Here is a 13,618-nt window from a genome sequence, read left to right as displayed (position 1 = left end):
AGGCCAGACTGTGCCTGAACCCAACTGCGGGAGAGGGGACATGGCAGCGCGAACGATCCGTAGGTTGCGCGTCGGGAGAGCACTCAAGGAACTGCGCCAGGCGCGCGGCCTCACGCTCGAAGAGGCGGCGAAGTTGTTCGACCGCACCACCGGCAGCCTCAGCAAGATTGAGAACGGGCAGGTCAGGGTCTATCCGCGCGACCTGCATGCCTACTACGCCGTCTACGAAGTGACCGACGAGGCAACACGAGACGATCTGTTGACCCTGGTGCGCAGAAGTCTCCAACCCGTCTACGCGGCCCGCTACGGCGAGGTGATCGTCGACGGGACATTCGCGGACTACCTGTCCCTGGAGCAGGACGCCGGCACGATCGGAATCTGGACCGAGACGATCCCGGGCCTGCTACAGACCCGACGAAACGCCATCCAGATCGTGGAAGGGGGTTTGGTGTGGCAAGACCCTCAGCAAGTCGAGAAGTTCGTCGATCTGCGGATGGAACGCCAAGCCGTTCTTACCCGCACCGACCCACCGCCTCCGAAGGTCTGGGTGGTGATGGGTGAGCGCGCCCTTCGACAAACGAGCGATCCGGACGTTCAGCGGGAACAGCTGGAGCACCTGGTGGACATGGCGCGGTTGCCCAACCTTTCCATGCAGGTTTTGCCCTTCAAGGTGGGACCACATCCTGGCGACAACGGCGCATTCACCACGATGACCTTCCCGACCGAGGGCGACCCCTCCGTAGTCATCATCGAGAGCTTGTCGTCGGCCTTGATTGTCGAGGATCCTTCGACGTATGGGCGGTACGAGACCGCCGGAGAACAACTCCGGATGGCAGCGCTCTCACCCAAGGAGACGCTGGCAAAGATCAACGAGGTGATCGAGGAACTATGAGCGTCACGAAGGCTGCAACTTCGGGGTGGGTCAAGAGCAGCCGTAGCAACAACGCGCAGAACTGCGTCGAGACCAAGTGGTTCGGCGGCGAAGCCATGGCCGTTCGCGACAGCAAGCGGGGCGACGAAAGCCCCGTCCACCTGTTCGGCGCCCCGGCGTGGACCGCGCTGGTGACGTCCATCAAGGGCTGACGAGCACCGGTTCGACCACACGCGAGGACGCCCCCGCCGATTGGGGGGCGTCCTCATTCGGGTTTGCGAATCGCCTACGCTCGGGCAGCCCGCGACCCTTTGCAACGTGTCGACCCGTCGTGGTCCGGGCGCCGGCACGAGCGTGTGTGCCCGGTGGTCAGTCTGATCAGCGGTAATCGCCCATGCGTCACCGGTGGCGGCGACCCAGGCCCGGATCGTCTTGAGGTGTTCGGGGCGGGCTCGCGTCGTGAACGTGGCAACCGGCCCGTAGGTGGTCGTGCGTAGGTGGGGGCAGCGGGCCGGAAAGCACGGTGCCGGAGCTACGTGTTCGGCCGGGGAAAGAGAACTCGGCGCGCGCTCATGAGTCATGGCGTCCTACCTTCACGGGCGCCCGTGGGCGCCACCTCGTCCGAAGCGAACCGCGCCCCTACTCGGGCGCATCCGCATATACCGCCACATATCCATGGCTTGACTGGCTTCACGATGCCGCCACGAGATCTCACGGCACAACCTGAATGGGGAATCTCAACCCGAACGAGTGATGGGAGATCGACCGAGAGATGCCACGTGTCGGAGACTTCGACTCGTACGGCAAGTTCGCTGCGGGTATCCACGCAGCGCTCACGTGGCAAAGGAAGTGACCGCATGCCGGAAGCAGTTCTTGGCCCCACCGGTCAGCGAAAGGTGCTGGGAGCCGAACTCAAGCGACTTCGGGACACCGCCGGTCTACGGCTGGAAGATGTCGCGGCGGAGCTTGGCTGCTCGCGCTCCAAGGTCAGCCGGATCGAGAACGGCATGGGCCTGGCACGCGTAATCGAACTCCGGGCGATGCTCGACCAGTACGGCGTCACCGACGAACAGGATCGCGCCAGGCTCTTGGGCGCTCTCGGGAAGGCAACCGAGGAAGGTTGGTGGGAACAGACGGAGTACGACCAAGTCCTACCGGCCGGGCTCGGTGTGTATGTCGGACTGGAGAATGAGGTTGGCCAACTGCAAACGTGGGAGGTCAACTGGGTTCCCGGTCTTCTCCAGACCGAGGACTACATGCGCGCCGTCCTATCCGAAGCGCGCTCGGAGCAGGCAAGTGAAGTCGATGCCCTGATGGCGGTTCGCAAGAAGCGACAAGCTCGTCTCGACGGCCCTGACTGCCTGGAACTCTGGGCAATCATCGATGAGTCGGTCCTTCTGCGCCCGGTAGGCAACGTTGACATCATGCGAGCACAGGTGGCTCATCTGCTCGCACAGGCGGAACGTCCCAACGTAACGTTGCAAGTACTGCCCCTCGCCAAGGGCATGCACCCCGGCTTGCGTGGCCCATTCTCGATCTTGAGCTTCGGCCTCGACGAGGTCACCATCTATGTAGACAGCCCGAGCGGTAACGTGCTGCTCAACCGCGAAAAGCAAGTAGCCGCGTTCGCGCACATGTTCAACCGTCTGACGGCACTTGCGCTCGATCCCCAGGAAACCGCGGCTCGTCTCCGGGCGGCCTGCTAAGGAGGACCGAATGAACGACACTCTCCCGGCCGCTGATCACATCGCGTTCCTCGCCTGGCGCACTGCTTCCCGCAGCAGCGATCAAGGCGCCTGCGTGGAAGTAGCTCCGCTTGCGGACGGAGTGGTGGTGCGCGACAGCAAGGATCGGGCACTTGGCATCCACCGCTACCCGCGAACCGGATGGACCGCACTGCTCGACGCCGTCCGGCGCGGGCAGAGCTGAAAACCGGGAAGGCTTCCGAGCAAGAGGTGATCGAGGAACTATGAGCGTCACGAAGACTGCAACTTCCGGGTGGGTCAAGAGCAGCCGTAGCGACGCTGCGCAGAACTGCGTCGAGACCAAGTGGTTCGGCGGCGAAGCCATGGCCGTTCGCGACAGCAAGCGGGGCGACGAAAGCCCCGTCCACCTGTTCGGCGCCCCGGCGTGGACCGCACTGGTGACATCGATCAAGGGCTGACGAGCACCGGTTCGACCACCCGCGAGGACGCCCCCGCCGATTGGGGGGCGTCCTCATTCGGGTTTGCGAATCGCCTACGCTCGGGCCGCCCGCGACCCTTTGCAACGTGTCGACCCGTCGCGGTCCGGGCGCGGGCACGAGCGCGAGCGTGTGTACCCGGTGGTCAATGCTTGAGGCCGTGCAGCAGCCGTACGTACGGGTTCCACCGCGCCGGGCGCGCCACCGTGCCCGTACAGGCGAGTTCGGCGCGGTCGAGACTGTCCTCCAGGCACGCGTCGTGGAGCCGCCGGTAGATGATCGGCCAGGAGAGGCGGGCCGGGCCGCGGGCGTTCATGGCGAGGGTGTGGCGCAGCAGCGTGTGCTCCTCGTCGACGGCCAGGGCGGCGTACTCGTGGAATCCGTGGAAGCCGCTCGGTCCGCTGAAGGTGAAACGCACCCACTTCGAGGGGACGTACGCGGCGACGGTGTAGCGGACCGGGCCGTGCCCGCCGATCGCACCGGGCTGCAAGGGGCGGTCGAACTTCATCTGCGGCCAACCCCGTTGCGCCCAGAGTTGGTCGTCACTGCTCGACAGGGTGTCGATCAGCGCTCCCACCTCGCTCTCCTTCGCGGCCAGCAGGCGCTCGTGCACGTTGTAGACGCTCATGCGTTCTCCCGGGAGTCATATTAGAGGTTCCTCTCTAATATTATAGAGAGTACTCTCCAGATCATGGCCAGACCACCTCGCTTCGATACGAACCAGCTTCTGGACGCCGCCGTGCGACTGGCCGCGATGTCGGGCCCGGCCGGGGTGACCATGTCCGCGGTTGCCAAGGAGGTCGGAGCCCCCAGCGGTTCGGTGTACCACCGGTTCGCCGGACGGACCGCGCTGCTTGCCGAGGTGTGGCTGCGGACGGTCGAGAGCTTCCAGGAGGGCTACTTCAAGGCCCTCGAAGCCGACATCGACATCGACGCGCAGCGGGCGGGCCGCGCGGCGGCCCGCCATGTCGTCGCCTGGAGCCGCGCCCACCCGCAGGAAGCCGCTGTCCTCCTCTACGGCGCCGAGGACTTCGGGCGCGCCGACTGGTCCGAGGAATACGTGCACCGCGCGGAGCGCGGCAACCACCGCGTACGCACCGCCCTCGAATCCCTCACCGCGGCCCTGGGCAGCGAGAGTCCCCAGGCCACCGAACGTGTCGCCATCGCCCTGATCGACCTCCCCCTCTCGCTGGTCCGCCGCCATCTACGGGCCGGCACGCCCCTTCCGGCCCACGCCGAGGCCCTCGCCGAGGAGTGCACGGCCGCACTGCTCGTCCCGCTCCCGGCCGGCCCGGCTGCTCCGGCATCGGCCCCGACCACCGGCTGAGGAACTGCTTCATGGCCACCAACGTGACCGTGCCGACGGCCGCCGGCCGATAGGCGAGGCCGACCGTCGCTGTCGGTGACGGCGGATGGTCCGAGGCGGTCGGTACAAGCGGTGACAGGGTCGGTTGACGAACTCGCCGAGTTCCGGCGTCGGCCGGCACTCGCAGCCCGGATCGCAGTCGCCGTTCCGGCCGGAGTCGTCGGGGTCGAAGCCGCCCTGCGCGGGGACTGCGTGCCGGTTGGCGGCGGTAGCGTCGGCCAGGCGCCACCGTACTGTCGGCCGACGAGGGCTACCGCAACACCTGGGCGGGGAACGCCAGTTCGTGCCAGTCGTCGATGAACGCCCCGGTTCTGATCGCCGCGCTCCGCACACTGCGCGCCCTGCACCCAGCACCCACTGACCGGTGCGGGGGCGCCCGGTCCTCGGCCGGATCCGGAGGCCACCCATGTCCGCGTCGCGGGACGGTGGGGCTCCTGTAACAGTGTCCGCCGAGCCGCAGCGCGATGGCTGTCACCAGGGCATTCGTGTTGCTGCCAGGGTGCGGAACGGGGCGTACCGGGCCGACCCTTGGTCTTTTCCGTGACCATGTCACCGGTCTGCGACAGCGGTGTCGTGGGCCGACGACTCCCGTATCGCCTCGGCTCACCGCCCCGACATAGTGATCGAGCAAGCGCACCGGGGGCCGAAACCGCCTCGGCGTCAACCACCGCTGGATACCAAGGGGTTCCTCATGTTCGGCAACCGTCGCAAGGCGTTTCTCGTCTCCGCCGCTCTCGTCGCCGGCACCATGCTGATGACGGCCTGCCAAGCCACGGGCTCGGACTCGGACTCGAAGTCGAACTCTGGTGCTGCACAAGGAATTTCGCCTGTCGCTCCGGCCAACAACATGGCCGGCGCGTCCGGTTCGTCGGGCGGCGCGGGCGGCAATCAGAGCAGTGATCAGAGCAGTGGGAAGGTTTCCGCCGGGCAGGACACCGCCGGGAAGGACTCGACGGGGAAGAGCTCCACCGGGAAGAGCTCCGGTGGACAGAACAAGCCCGCCGGGACCGGCTCCGGGGGCAACGGCACGATCGGCAAGTGCCGCACGGACGACCTGAGCTTCCTCGCGTCGGACGCCACCATCGACGGCGACGGCGAGGGTACGGTCGCGGTGACGCTGAACAACCTCGGCGGCGACTGCACGATGTTCGGATTCGCGGGCGTCGACCTGAAGACGAGTGCGGGGCCGCTGTCGGCGAAGCGCACCAGCGAGCCGGTCTCGCCGATGGTCCTCAAGGCCAACACGTCGGTGTCCTTCGGCGTCCACTACCCGCTCAACGGGTCGGGCGGCTCCGGCGTCCGGATCACCGGGCTGGTGGTGACCCCGCCGGACGAGACGAAGTCGGCCACCATCCCCTGGCCGGGCGCCGCCACCCTGCCGGTCACCGCCGGCGCCGGCTCCCCGGTCACCGTCGGCCCGATGGGCAGCGCCGGCCAGGGCGGCGCACGCTGATCTCCACGCCGAGGGCCGGAGGGCCCAAATACCCGAACGCCCGGACCGATTGCGGTTTCGACTCGGCGCCGTACACCGCGCGCCCCGGCATCCGAGGCATGGACGCCCGCTCGACGGCCCTGCGCGCAGGGGTGATGTCGGGAGTTCGCGGGTGCGTATGCGACCGGCGGCCCGGCGCGGCTCGCCCGCCGGGGTGGCGGCCGAGTGGTCCCTTCGCCGCACGGCCCCTTCGGCCGCCTTCCCTCAGTCGAGTTGCTCGGCCAGGCCGACGATGATGCCCTCGGGGCCGCGGACGTAACAGAGCCGGTAGACGTCCTCGAACCGCGTCACCTCGCCGACGAGCTCGGCACCGTGGGTGCGCAGGCGGGCGACGACATCCTCGATGTCGTCGACGGTGAACATGATGCGACGGAGGCCCGGCGTGTTCGCCGGTGCGTTCTTCGGCTCGGGGCTGGTCGCCTTCGGCGAGTGGAACAGCGCCAGTTCCACTCGGCCATGGCCGTCCGGGGTCCGCAACATTGCGATTTCCTCTCGGACGTCGTCGAGCCCGATGACCCTCTCGACCCAACGCCCCTCGATCGGGGCCCTGCCCTCCAGCTCCATGCCGAGTTCGACGAAGAACGCGATGGCAGCGTCTAGGTCCTCGACAACGACGAGAACGTTGTCCATCCGTTGGATAGCCATGCCGGGAGTCTCCTGGTCGTGGTCGGGCACGGTGGCTGGATCCGCCGCTCCTGGGACGGAGTCACCGGGCCGTTCTCGACATGCTCCGCCACATCCGCTTGGGGAACATCTCGACGCGGCGGTGTTCGGGTGCCGGGTGGATCCGCAGACCCCGCGAACGTTGCCCGCGTGCCACCGCACCCCACACAGCACCCCCACGCAGCCCCCCACACACGTCCCGCAGCCGACCCCACATGCCGGCCAACTGCCGGACCCCCCGCTCGCATCGGCGCCAAGTTCCCGAATATGTCCGATCACGGCGATTAAGTCCGATCACGGCGATCTCGGCCGGGCGCGGGATCGATTTTCGCCGGTCGGCGGTGTCGAATATCGGGCCGACGATGCTATTCGGATGGCCCGATCGCCGCAGGTGGTGCGGTCGGCGCGACGATCTCCACCGGTACGCCTGCCTTCCTCAACACGCCCGCGAGAAACTCGACCTCCACATACGTCCCGGGCCAACCGGACGCCATTGCCTGGCCGGTCATCGTCGATGCCGTCTTGAGATCGACTTCGAATACCTCGCGAAATGCCTTGAGCGACTGGACTTTTGCCCGGGGAGCATCCCCGACCAGGAGAAGCCAGGCGCCGTGTTCGGCCAGAATGGGATCTCTGACGAAGTCCGGCGCCGGGCCCGCCCCTCCGTCGTCGATCACGAGCCCACAACTCTCGCAGCGCCGATCCACGGCCCAGCGCAGGGCTTCGTGGTCGATGAACTGGCCGAACCACCCCTCGACGACGCCACCGCAGTCGCCGCAATGTTCCGTGAACCGCGCACCTTGGGTGATCATTCCAGCCATCCTCTCATGCGCAGATAGCGGTTGACGATTTCATAGAACTTGTCAGAAGTTCCGGAGCCGTCGCGAGGGTGATGGCTCGTAAAATTGCCCTGCCCGAACCACCGGTGATGCAGTTCCTCGTGCACAAGCGTCTTTCTGAGCTCCAGGCGACTTTCGAAAGACTTGAATCCGATTTGGGTTCCGTGGTTCGGTTTCGCGATACCCGTATTTACCCACGGGCTGTATTGCGCGGTGTGCGTGAATTTCAGATCCGGGAAGTCCTCCCTGATCGCGATCTCGATGGCGCGATTTCGGGCCTGCGTCGTCTTGCCGGTGACGTTGCTCAGGTCGGCGGTCCAGAAGTTCCCCTCGCCTCGGTTCTCGGGTGTGGTGCCGGCGAGCGTATCCGTGATGCTCGGGCGGCCTCGTGGCCCAACTCTCGCCGCGCCGCCGCCGGCGGCACCACCCGCGGAACCGGCCAGTACGTCGAGAAGGGTGACCGGTCGCCCGGTGGCCGCGTCGATCATGGCGGCCGTGCCACCGCCGGCGACCACCTGGCCCGGGATGCTGTTCAGGAGCGTCGGGGCCTTCGCGGTCAAGGTGGTGAGGGCATTGAGGCGGGTCGGCAACGCCAGCTTGGGAAGCTGCTGGGCGCCTGCCGACATCCCGCCGGCCACCGCGCCGCCGGCCCCGCCGTAGGCGGCGGTCTCCAAGAGGTGGTCGGTCTTCAGGCCGTCCTGCGCGCCCATCGCGATCTTGATCGGCTGGGCCACGGCGAGGTCGAGCACGACGGAGGTGACCGCGCCGATGACGGCACTGCCCGCGATCGAGCCGATGATCTCCAGGACGGTGGCGCTGATCGCCAGGCCGCACGCGGTCGCGGCGGACTCGGCGGCGGCCGTCGCCGCGGACATCGCCGCGCCGGAGATGATGTTGACGCCCGGCACGATCAACAGTCCCGCGCCGACCAGGATGGTCGCGGCCACCGCCAGGATCTCGGCCTTGAGCACGGTCTTCTGGGTCTGGACCGCGTCGGCCAGCTTGCGCAGTGACGTCGCCTGGTCGCGGCACGAAGCGGCGGTCGCGGGCAGCCAGCTCTGGCCGCCGCCCTCGTATCGATTCCAGAACGTGGCGAAGTTGTCGATCGGCAGGCCGCTGTTGTTGGCGATGATGGCCCGGGCCGGACCCGCCGCGCCGGCGCTCACCTGGTCGAGGGTGGCGGCCATCCGTTCGTAGCTGCCGGCCATCTGTCGGAGCTTGTCCTCGTCCGCTTTGGGCCAGGGCAGTCCCAGAAACCGGATGACCTGTTCCACCGCGTCGTCGCCCAGGGTGACCAGGCCCTTGAGTACCTTCATGCATTCGTCGAGGCCGGCCTCCGCGAGGTCGACGACGAAATCGACTGCCTGGCCGGCCTTGTCCAAGCCGTCCTCGACGACGTCCCCGGCCTTGTCCAGGCCGTCCTCGACGAAATCGACCGCGTCTCCGAAGAGTCCCATGCGGCGAACCTCAGCTCAGGCGCTGTGCGTTGGCTTGGTCCGTCCCCACCGTGTTGCCCACCATGGCTTCCAAGGTGGGCGCGATACTCGCCACCCCCTGCGCCAGGATGTCGGAACTCCGCACGATCACCGCCTGGTTCGCCGCAAAGGTGGTCCCGAACTTGCGCCCGTTCTCGTCGTCGCCCCATGGCTCGCCCAAGGCGACGAGTTCGGATCGAAACGCGTCCGCGGCCATCCGCAGTCGGTCGGCCTCCGCGACGAACCTCGGTAACGTCGCCCGAATATCCGCCGGATTGATCTTGACGTCGTTGCCTGCCATAAGCCACCCCCGTGGTTGTCGATCAAGGTGACACGATGTGATCACCGTTGACCTCATTGGCAGCGTACTCGCGTCGAACCTCTGCGGTGCCGGTACTTCGGGTCGCCGACGCCAAGTGCCGTGTTTCACGCCGGAGTTGCCCCGGGGGTAGTCGGTGGGTCGTCGACTCCCCAGGCGAGAGCCTCGTTTGCGTGGGCATGACGGCCGCTCCGGCGCCATGGATGCGGGTCAGCCGAGCGGCGGCGTGGTGCCGCCCGGCGAGATCCCGTGTTCGACCGCGTCGAAGGCCTGGTTGAGGCGGTCGCGGTGGATGGCGGTGATCTCGGCGAGGTCGTCCCCGGCGAGTCGGCGCTGGGCCGCGGCCACGGCGACCGTGCGGTAGGCGGCGATCAGCAGCGCCGCGACCAGGTCCGGGTCGCCCGTGAAGCGTGCGTCGTTGCGCAGATCCGCCGCCAGAGCCGCTTCGACCTCGTGCTCGAACACGCGGAGTCGGGCGATGAGCGCGGGGGAGCCCGCGATCGTACGAAGCATCGGCTCGACGCCGTCACCCACTCCGGACAGGACGTGCCGCTCGTCCACGAGGGTGAGCGCGAGGGTCCGGAACGCCTGCGCCGGGCCGACGTCCTCGGCGCGCCCCCGGATCGCGGTCCGCAACATGTCGACCGCGTCGGGCAGTCGGTCGAGCAGGAGGTCCTCCTTGCTTTTGAAGTGCGCGAACACCGTCACCTTCGAGACCCCGACCGCAGCCGCGACCTGGGCGATCGTGACCTCGTCGAAGCCCTGCTCCAGGAACAGCTCCGTGGCCACCTCCGCGATCCGCGCGCGCGTCTTCGCACCACCTCGGTCTCCTCGGTTCGGCACGGCCCACCTCTCTCGTGTTACGTTTACCCGGTAAGGCTTATCCGGTAAGCCTACCGGGTTAACCAATGGATCCAGTGTAAGGGGTGCACCATGCAGCGGACCGATGTGATCGTCGTCGGAGCCGGACCCACCGGGCTTCTCCTCGCCGGCGAACTGGCACTCCAGGGTGTGCGGGTCACCGTGCTCGAACGGCTCCGGGAGCCGGACTCGACCATCAAGGCCGGTTCGATCAACGTGGCCAGTGCCGAAATCCTCGACCGGCGCGGCCTGCTGCCGGCCGCGGAGCAGATCCAGCACCGCCGCATGACCGCCGCCGGGAAGTTCACCGCCGGCGGCGGTACGGCCGTCACCCGCGGAGTCGTCGGCGGGTTCGCGCAGACGTCCCCGCGTTTCCCGGTGATGGGCCACTTCGCGGGGATCATGTTCCGCAACGACCTGGTCGACCAGGAGGATCCGGTACTGGCCTCCCACACCGCGGTGGCGGGCGGAGTCGCGGTACCCCAGTACGACCTGGAACTACTGCTCGCCGACCACTGCGCGCGGCTCGGCGTCGACATCCGCCGCGGCGTCACGGTCAATGGCGTACGCGGCACCGGCGCCGACCTCCACGCGGACGCCGAAGTCGTGGTCGAGACCGACGCGGGTGAGCTGACCGCCGGCTGGGTCGTGGCTGCCGACGGCGGACGCAGCCCCATCCGCAAGCAACTCGGCGTCGACTTCGTCGGCACCGACCCCGAACTGGTCGGCTACCAGGCCATCGCCGACTTCGACGACACCACCGGCCTGCGCCACGGCTGGAACTGGACGCCCCGCGGCGTCTACGCCTACGGCCCCGTCCCCGGCCGGATCCTCGTCGCCCGCTTCGGCCCCCGCCCCGAGGATCGCGACGCTCCCGTCACCCTCGCCGAACTACAGGAGGCGGTACGCGACGTCACCCAAACGCAGGTGACCCTCAGCGCGATACACGGCCGGGCGACGCGCTGGTCGGACAACGCCCGCCGGGTCGAGCGCTACCGCCACGGCCGGGTGCTCTTCGCCGGCGATGCCGCCCACGTGCACTCGCCGTTCAGCGCGCAGGGCCTCAACCTCGGCTTCGGGGACGCCGTGAACCTCGGCTGGAAGCTCGCCGCGACCGTCCACGGCTGGGCGCCGGCCGGACTGCTGGACACCTATGACGAGGAGCGCGCCCCGATCGCCGACTGGGTCCTCGACTGGACGCGCGCCCAGGTCGCCCTCATGCGCGGGGACGAACGCACCGAGCAGCTGCGCAAGGTCGTCGGCGACGAGTTGTTCACCGTGCCGGGCGCGACGAACCGGATGCTCGCCCTGTCCCAGGGCATCATGCAGCGCTACGACGTCGCGGACGATGCCATCCCACCCGTCGGAACCATCACCGGCGATATCGCCCTGTCGTCCGGCCGCCGACTCGCCGACTTCGCCCACGACGGCCGCTTCGTCCTGGTCGACCGCACACCCGACGGCCGATTCGCCGACGCGGTGCGGCATCTCGACGAACGCATCGCCCACGCCGCCGACCCCACCACGGACCCGCACCTGCCGAGCCTGCTCATACGCCCCGACGGCATCATCATCTGGGCCGCGGACCAGGACGCCGCCTCCACCGCCGCCGACGACGCCACGAAGCAACTCCACACAGCCACCCAGCGCTGGCTCGGCACACCCTGACACCGACCCGAAGCGCACGACACCGGGCACGCACCGGCCGTCGGCGGCCGGAGCCGGCGCCGAGGCTCCGGCCGCCGACTGCGCCGAGCACACCGCCCGCATTTACGTGATGGCCGGAACCGCGCCCGCCGCAACATGATTCGCGACGCGCGCCCGGACGTCAGCGGCGGTAGGGGTCGTCGTAGGCGGGCATCGCCCTGGTGACGTTCTCGAGGATCGGGGCCATGCGGTGTGCTGCGGTGTAGTGCCTGGCTCGGGCGTTGCCGTGAGGTTCGAGCCAGCCCTGGGTGACGAGTTCGCGGAGGTCTCGGACGGCGGATTGCTCGCTGATGTCGGCGTCGTGTTGGTACACCGGGCGGCGGACCTTGGTGCCGAACGCCGCAGGCATCAGGGCGAACGCGACGCGTTCGTCCAGGCCCGTGCGCTCGGCGTGTTCGGTGAGCTCGCGCCAGATGCGGGCGTACAGGTCCACGCGTCGGCCGGCCATCTGGGCCTGGCGGTGGTGCGCGCCCAGGCAGAACCGGATCCAGGCGTGCGCGTCGCGGGTGGGGTCCCAGGAGGGGCCGCCGACCTCCTGGAGGACGCCGTAGTAGGCGTAGGTGTTCTGGCCGTAGCCCAGCCACTCCTCGATGGACGAGAACTCGGCGGGCATCAGCGCTTCACGCGAGAAGACCAACGTGGACAGCGCACGCGACATTCGGCCGTTGCCGTCCGGCCACGGGTGGATGCTCACCAGGTTCAAGTGCGCCATGGAGGCCCGTACGTGCACGGGGGCGTCGAGGTCGCCGTCGTTGAGCCACGCCACCAATTCCCCCATGAGTGCGGGGACTTGGGCGGGCTCGGGTGCGGTGTAGGCGGCGACGGTGGGGTCCTCCGGGGAGGTCACGTAGACCGGGCCCTTGCGCCACCGGCCCGGCCGCTTGGTCACGTGGTGGCCCTGCATCATGAAGTGCAGGCCGTTCAGGAGCCCGGTGTCGTAGCGGAAGTCGTCGCCCGCGTCGGAGAGGCCGTGGATGTAGGTCGTCGCGCGCTGATACCCCTCGACTTCCACGCGTGTCTCCTCGGACGCATGGAGGGGTTCGGCTCCCGAGAGAAGAGCCTCCACGTCGTCCACGGACGCCGCGTATCCCTCGATCGTGTTCGAGCCGGCGATCGCGCGGGCGGTCAGGTTACGACGCAGTTGCCCGGACCAGCGCAACTCCGGACGAAGCATGTGGAGCAGTCGCGTGCGCATCTCCTCGATCTCGTGGAGGGCACGCGCGTCGCGATCGTCCAGGCTGGGCACATCGAAGAGCATGACTCGATGACGCCATCATCCAGACATTCTTGCAAGCGCCATTGCCGGCCGATTGCCTATGAACTTCACAGCGCGAATGGCCATAGGTACAACCAGGAAGTCTCGAAACTGATTACGTCACCGACCCGCAGCTCATCACGTCGAGTCACTTCGAAACTGAGAATACCCAGTCCCAATCTCATCGTTACCCAGGGAAGCGAGTCACGGCCCACGCTGTCGAGGGCTCCTGAAACGACCAGCACGCCATCCGGGCGATACACGAAGCCTGTGGGCCCTCCCACAGGGGGTCAACGCCAATCAATTAGGTCATCAGAGACCTCCAGCTCGACATCGTAATGAGCGTCCACAACGGGGGTGGATTCACCGCACCAGACCCCGACTCCCTCGCCCACCGAGGATGTGAAGGCCACCAATTCGGGGTCGATTCCATGCCTTTGAACAACCTTGATCTGCATGACCTACTTCTTTGCGTAAGGCATATGGACGACTGCATTACTGGCAATCCACGTATTGCTTGAGGCTGCAATGTTGGTGTTCTTGGTCGGGGTCGGGGTCGGGGTCGGGCCTCGCGGTGACGCGGCCGCC

16 protein-coding genes are annotated in these 13,618 nt (G+C 67.8%); 8 read left to right on the top strand and 8 right to left on the bottom strand.

Features of this window, described 5'->3' with window-relative positions; all coding sequences use genetic code 11:
- The first annotated feature begins 40 nt into the window (after positions 1-40).
- The 5 genes from ABIA38_RS35270 (at position 41) to ABIA38_RS35250 (ending at position 3,035) form a co-directional block, all read left to right on the top strand.
- A complete protein-coding gene (locus ABIA38_RS35270; RefSeq protein ID WP_424643019.1) occupies positions 41-892 on the top strand; it encodes a helix-turn-helix domain-containing protein in 852 nt (283 codons plus the stop codon).
- Complete coding sequence (locus tag ABIA38_RS35265; protein ID WP_424643018.1) at positions 889-1,083, top strand: DUF397 domain-containing protein; 195 nt, start codon at positions 889-891, stop codon at positions 1,081-1,083. Before ABIA38_RS35270 ends, ABIA38_RS35265 begins: the two co-directional genes overlap by 4 nt.
- A 645-nt stretch (positions 1,084-1,728) precedes the next feature.
- On the top strand, positions 1,729-2,577 hold the full coding sequence (locus ABIA38_RS35260; protein ID WP_424643017.1) for a helix-turn-helix domain-containing protein: 849 nt from the start codon (positions 1,729-1,731) through the stop codon (positions 2,575-2,577).
- Positions 2,578-2,587: 10 nt separating this feature from the next.
- On the top strand, positions 2,588-2,800 hold the full coding sequence (locus ABIA38_RS35255; protein ID WP_424643016.1) for a DUF397 domain-containing protein: 213 nt from the start codon (positions 2,588-2,590) through the stop codon (positions 2,798-2,800).
- Between the two features lie 40 nt (positions 2,801-2,840).
- Positions 2,841-3,035 (top strand): DUF397 domain-containing protein, encoded by a 195-nt coding sequence (locus ABIA38_RS35250; protein WP_424643015.1) that lies wholly within the window; start codon positions 2,841-2,843, stop codon positions 3,033-3,035.
- 163 nt (positions 3,036-3,198) lie between these two features.
- On the opposite strand, the gene ABIA38_RS35245 is transcribed toward ABIA38_RS35250, so the two are convergent.
- Positions 3,199-3,681 carry an SRPBCC family protein gene (locus ABIA38_RS35245; RefSeq protein ID WP_424643014.1) on the bottom strand — a complete coding sequence of 161 codons (483 nt, stop codon included), beginning with the start codon at positions 3,679-3,681 and terminating at the stop codon, positions 3,199-3,201.
- Positions 3,682-3,744: 63 nt separating this feature from the next.
- Here ABIA38_RS35245 and ABIA38_RS35240 point away from each other — a divergent pair, with 63 nt between their 5' ends.
- Together ABIA38_RS35240 and ABIA38_RS35235 are read left to right on the top strand one after the other, a co-directional pair.
- A complete protein-coding gene (locus ABIA38_RS35240; RefSeq protein ID WP_424643013.1) occupies positions 3,745-4,380 on the top strand; it encodes a TetR/AcrR family transcriptional regulator in 636 nt (211 codons plus the stop codon).
- A gap of 886 nt (positions 4,381-5,266) precedes the next feature.
- Complete coding sequence (locus ABIA38_RS35235; protein ID WP_424643012.1) at positions 5,267-5,872, top strand: DUF4232 domain-containing protein; 606 nt, start codon at positions 5,267-5,269, stop codon at positions 5,870-5,872.
- Between the two features lie 243 nt (positions 5,873-6,115).
- On the opposite strand, the gene ABIA38_RS35230 is transcribed toward ABIA38_RS35235, so the two are convergent.
- From ABIA38_RS35230 to ABIA38_RS35210, 5 genes are all read right to left on the bottom strand, one after another.
- Positions 6,116-6,556: a VOC family protein gene (locus ABIA38_RS35230; protein WP_424643088.1), complete on the bottom strand. Its 441-nt coding sequence runs from the start codon at positions 6,554-6,556 to the stop codon at positions 6,116-6,118.
- A gap of 383 nt (positions 6,557-6,939) precedes the next feature.
- Positions 6,940-7,386 carry a hypothetical protein gene (locus ABIA38_RS35225; RefSeq protein WP_424643011.1) on the bottom strand — a complete coding sequence of 149 codons (447 nt, stop codon included), beginning with the start codon at positions 7,384-7,386 and terminating at the stop codon, positions 6,940-6,942.
- Positions 7,383-8,795 (bottom strand): hypothetical protein, encoded by a 1,413-nt coding sequence (locus ABIA38_RS35220; protein ID WP_424643010.1) that lies wholly within the window; start codon positions 8,793-8,795, stop codon positions 7,383-7,385. Before ABIA38_RS35220 ends, ABIA38_RS35225 begins: the two co-directional genes overlap by 4 nt.
- 85 nt (positions 8,796-8,880) lie before the next feature.
- Complete coding sequence (locus ABIA38_RS35215) at positions 8,881-9,189, bottom strand: WXG100 family type VII secretion target (RefSeq protein ID WP_424643009.1); 309 nt, start codon at positions 9,187-9,189, stop codon at positions 8,881-8,883.
- Positions 9,190-9,417: 228 nt separating this feature from the next.
- Complete coding sequence (locus ABIA38_RS35210; protein WP_424643008.1) at positions 9,418-9,996, bottom strand: TetR/AcrR family transcriptional regulator; 579 nt, start codon at positions 9,994-9,996, stop codon at positions 9,418-9,420.
- Between the two features lie 144 nt (positions 9,997-10,140).
- On the opposite strand from ABIA38_RS35210, the gene ABIA38_RS35205 reads away from it, so the two are divergent.
- On the top strand, positions 10,141-11,736 hold the full coding sequence (locus ABIA38_RS35205; RefSeq protein ID WP_424643007.1) for an FAD-dependent oxidoreductase: 1,596 nt from the start codon (positions 10,141-10,143) through the stop codon (positions 11,734-11,736).
- A gap of 160 nt (positions 11,737-11,896) precedes the next feature.
- Here ABIA38_RS35205 and ABIA38_RS35200 read toward each other — a convergent pair whose 3' ends face one another.
- Both ABIA38_RS35200 and ABIA38_RS35195 read right to left on the bottom strand, forming a co-directional pair.
- The gene (locus ABIA38_RS35200; protein ID WP_424643006.1) at positions 11,897-13,033 is read right to left on the bottom strand and encodes a Fic family protein; all 1,137 of its coding nucleotides are present in this window, start codon (positions 13,031-13,033) and stop codon (positions 11,897-11,899) included.
- A gap of 287 nt (positions 13,034-13,320) precedes the next feature.
- Positions 13,321-13,488 carry a hypothetical protein gene (locus ABIA38_RS35195; RefSeq protein ID WP_424643005.1) on the bottom strand — a complete coding sequence of 56 codons (168 nt, stop codon included), beginning with the start codon at positions 13,486-13,488 and terminating at the stop codon, positions 13,321-13,323.
- Positions 13,489-13,618: the final 130 nt, after the last annotated feature.

The sequence above is a fragment of the Embleya sp. AB8 genome, assembly GCF_049739465.1.
Classification (GTDB): domain Bacteria; phylum Actinomycetota; class Actinomycetes; order Streptomycetales; family Streptomycetaceae; genus Embleya.
The sequence above is the reverse complement of the archived record's forward strand: the minus strand, read 5'-3'. Positions and strand labels throughout refer to the sequence as shown.

Excerpts from the sequence above, each read along its gene's own strand:
- ABIA38_RS35270 (WP_424643019.1), top strand. The coding sequence starts at position 41 with ATGGCAGCGCGAACGATCCGTAGGTTGCGCGTCGGGAGAGCACTCAAG.
- ABIA38_RS35265 (WP_424643018.1), top strand. The coding sequence starts at position 889 with ATGAGCGTCACGAAGGCTGCAACTTCGGGGTGGGTCAAGAGCAGCCGT.
- ABIA38_RS35260 (WP_424643017.1), top strand. The coding sequence starts at position 1,729 with ATGCCGGAAGCAGTTCTTGGCCCCACCGGTCAGCGAAAGGTGCTGGGA.
- ABIA38_RS35255 (WP_424643016.1), top strand. The coding sequence starts at position 2,588 with ATGAACGACACTCTCCCGGCCGCTGATCACATCGCGTTCCTCGCCTGG.
- ABIA38_RS35250 (WP_424643015.1), top strand. The coding sequence starts at position 2,841 with ATGAGCGTCACGAAGACTGCAACTTCCGGGTGGGTCAAGAGCAGCCGT.
- ABIA38_RS35245 (WP_424643014.1), bottom strand. The coding sequence starts at position 3,681 with ATGAGCGTCTACAACGTGCACGAGCGCCTGCTGGCCGCGAAGGAGAGC.
- ABIA38_RS35240 (WP_424643013.1), top strand. The coding sequence starts at position 3,745 with ATGGCCAGACCACCTCGCTTCGATACGAACCAGCTTCTGGACGCCGCC.
- ABIA38_RS35235 (WP_424643012.1), top strand. The coding sequence starts at position 5,267 with ATGGCCGGCGCGTCCGGTTCGTCGGGCGGCGCGGGCGGCAATCAGAGC.
- ABIA38_RS35230 (WP_424643088.1), bottom strand. The coding sequence starts at position 6,556 with ATGGCTATCCAACGGATGGACAACGTTCTCGTCGTTGTCGAGGACCTA.
- ABIA38_RS35225 (WP_424643011.1), bottom strand. The coding sequence starts at position 7,386 with ATGATCACCCAAGGTGCGCGGTTCACGGAACATTGCGGCGACTGCGGT.
- ABIA38_RS35215 (WP_424643009.1), bottom strand. The coding sequence starts at position 9,189 with ATGGCAGGCAACGACGTCAAGATCAATCCGGCGGATATTCGGGCGACG.
- ABIA38_RS35205 (WP_424643007.1), top strand. The coding sequence starts at position 10,141 with ATGCAGCGGACCGATGTGATCGTCGTCGGAGCCGGACCCACCGGGCTT.
- ABIA38_RS35200 (WP_424643006.1), bottom strand. The coding sequence starts at position 13,033 with ATGCTCTTCGATGTGCCCAGCCTGGACGATCGCGACGCGCGTGCCCTC.
- ABIA38_RS35195 (WP_424643005.1), bottom strand. The coding sequence starts at position 13,488 with ATGCAGATCAAGGTTGTTCAAAGGCATGGAATCGACCCCGAATTGGTG.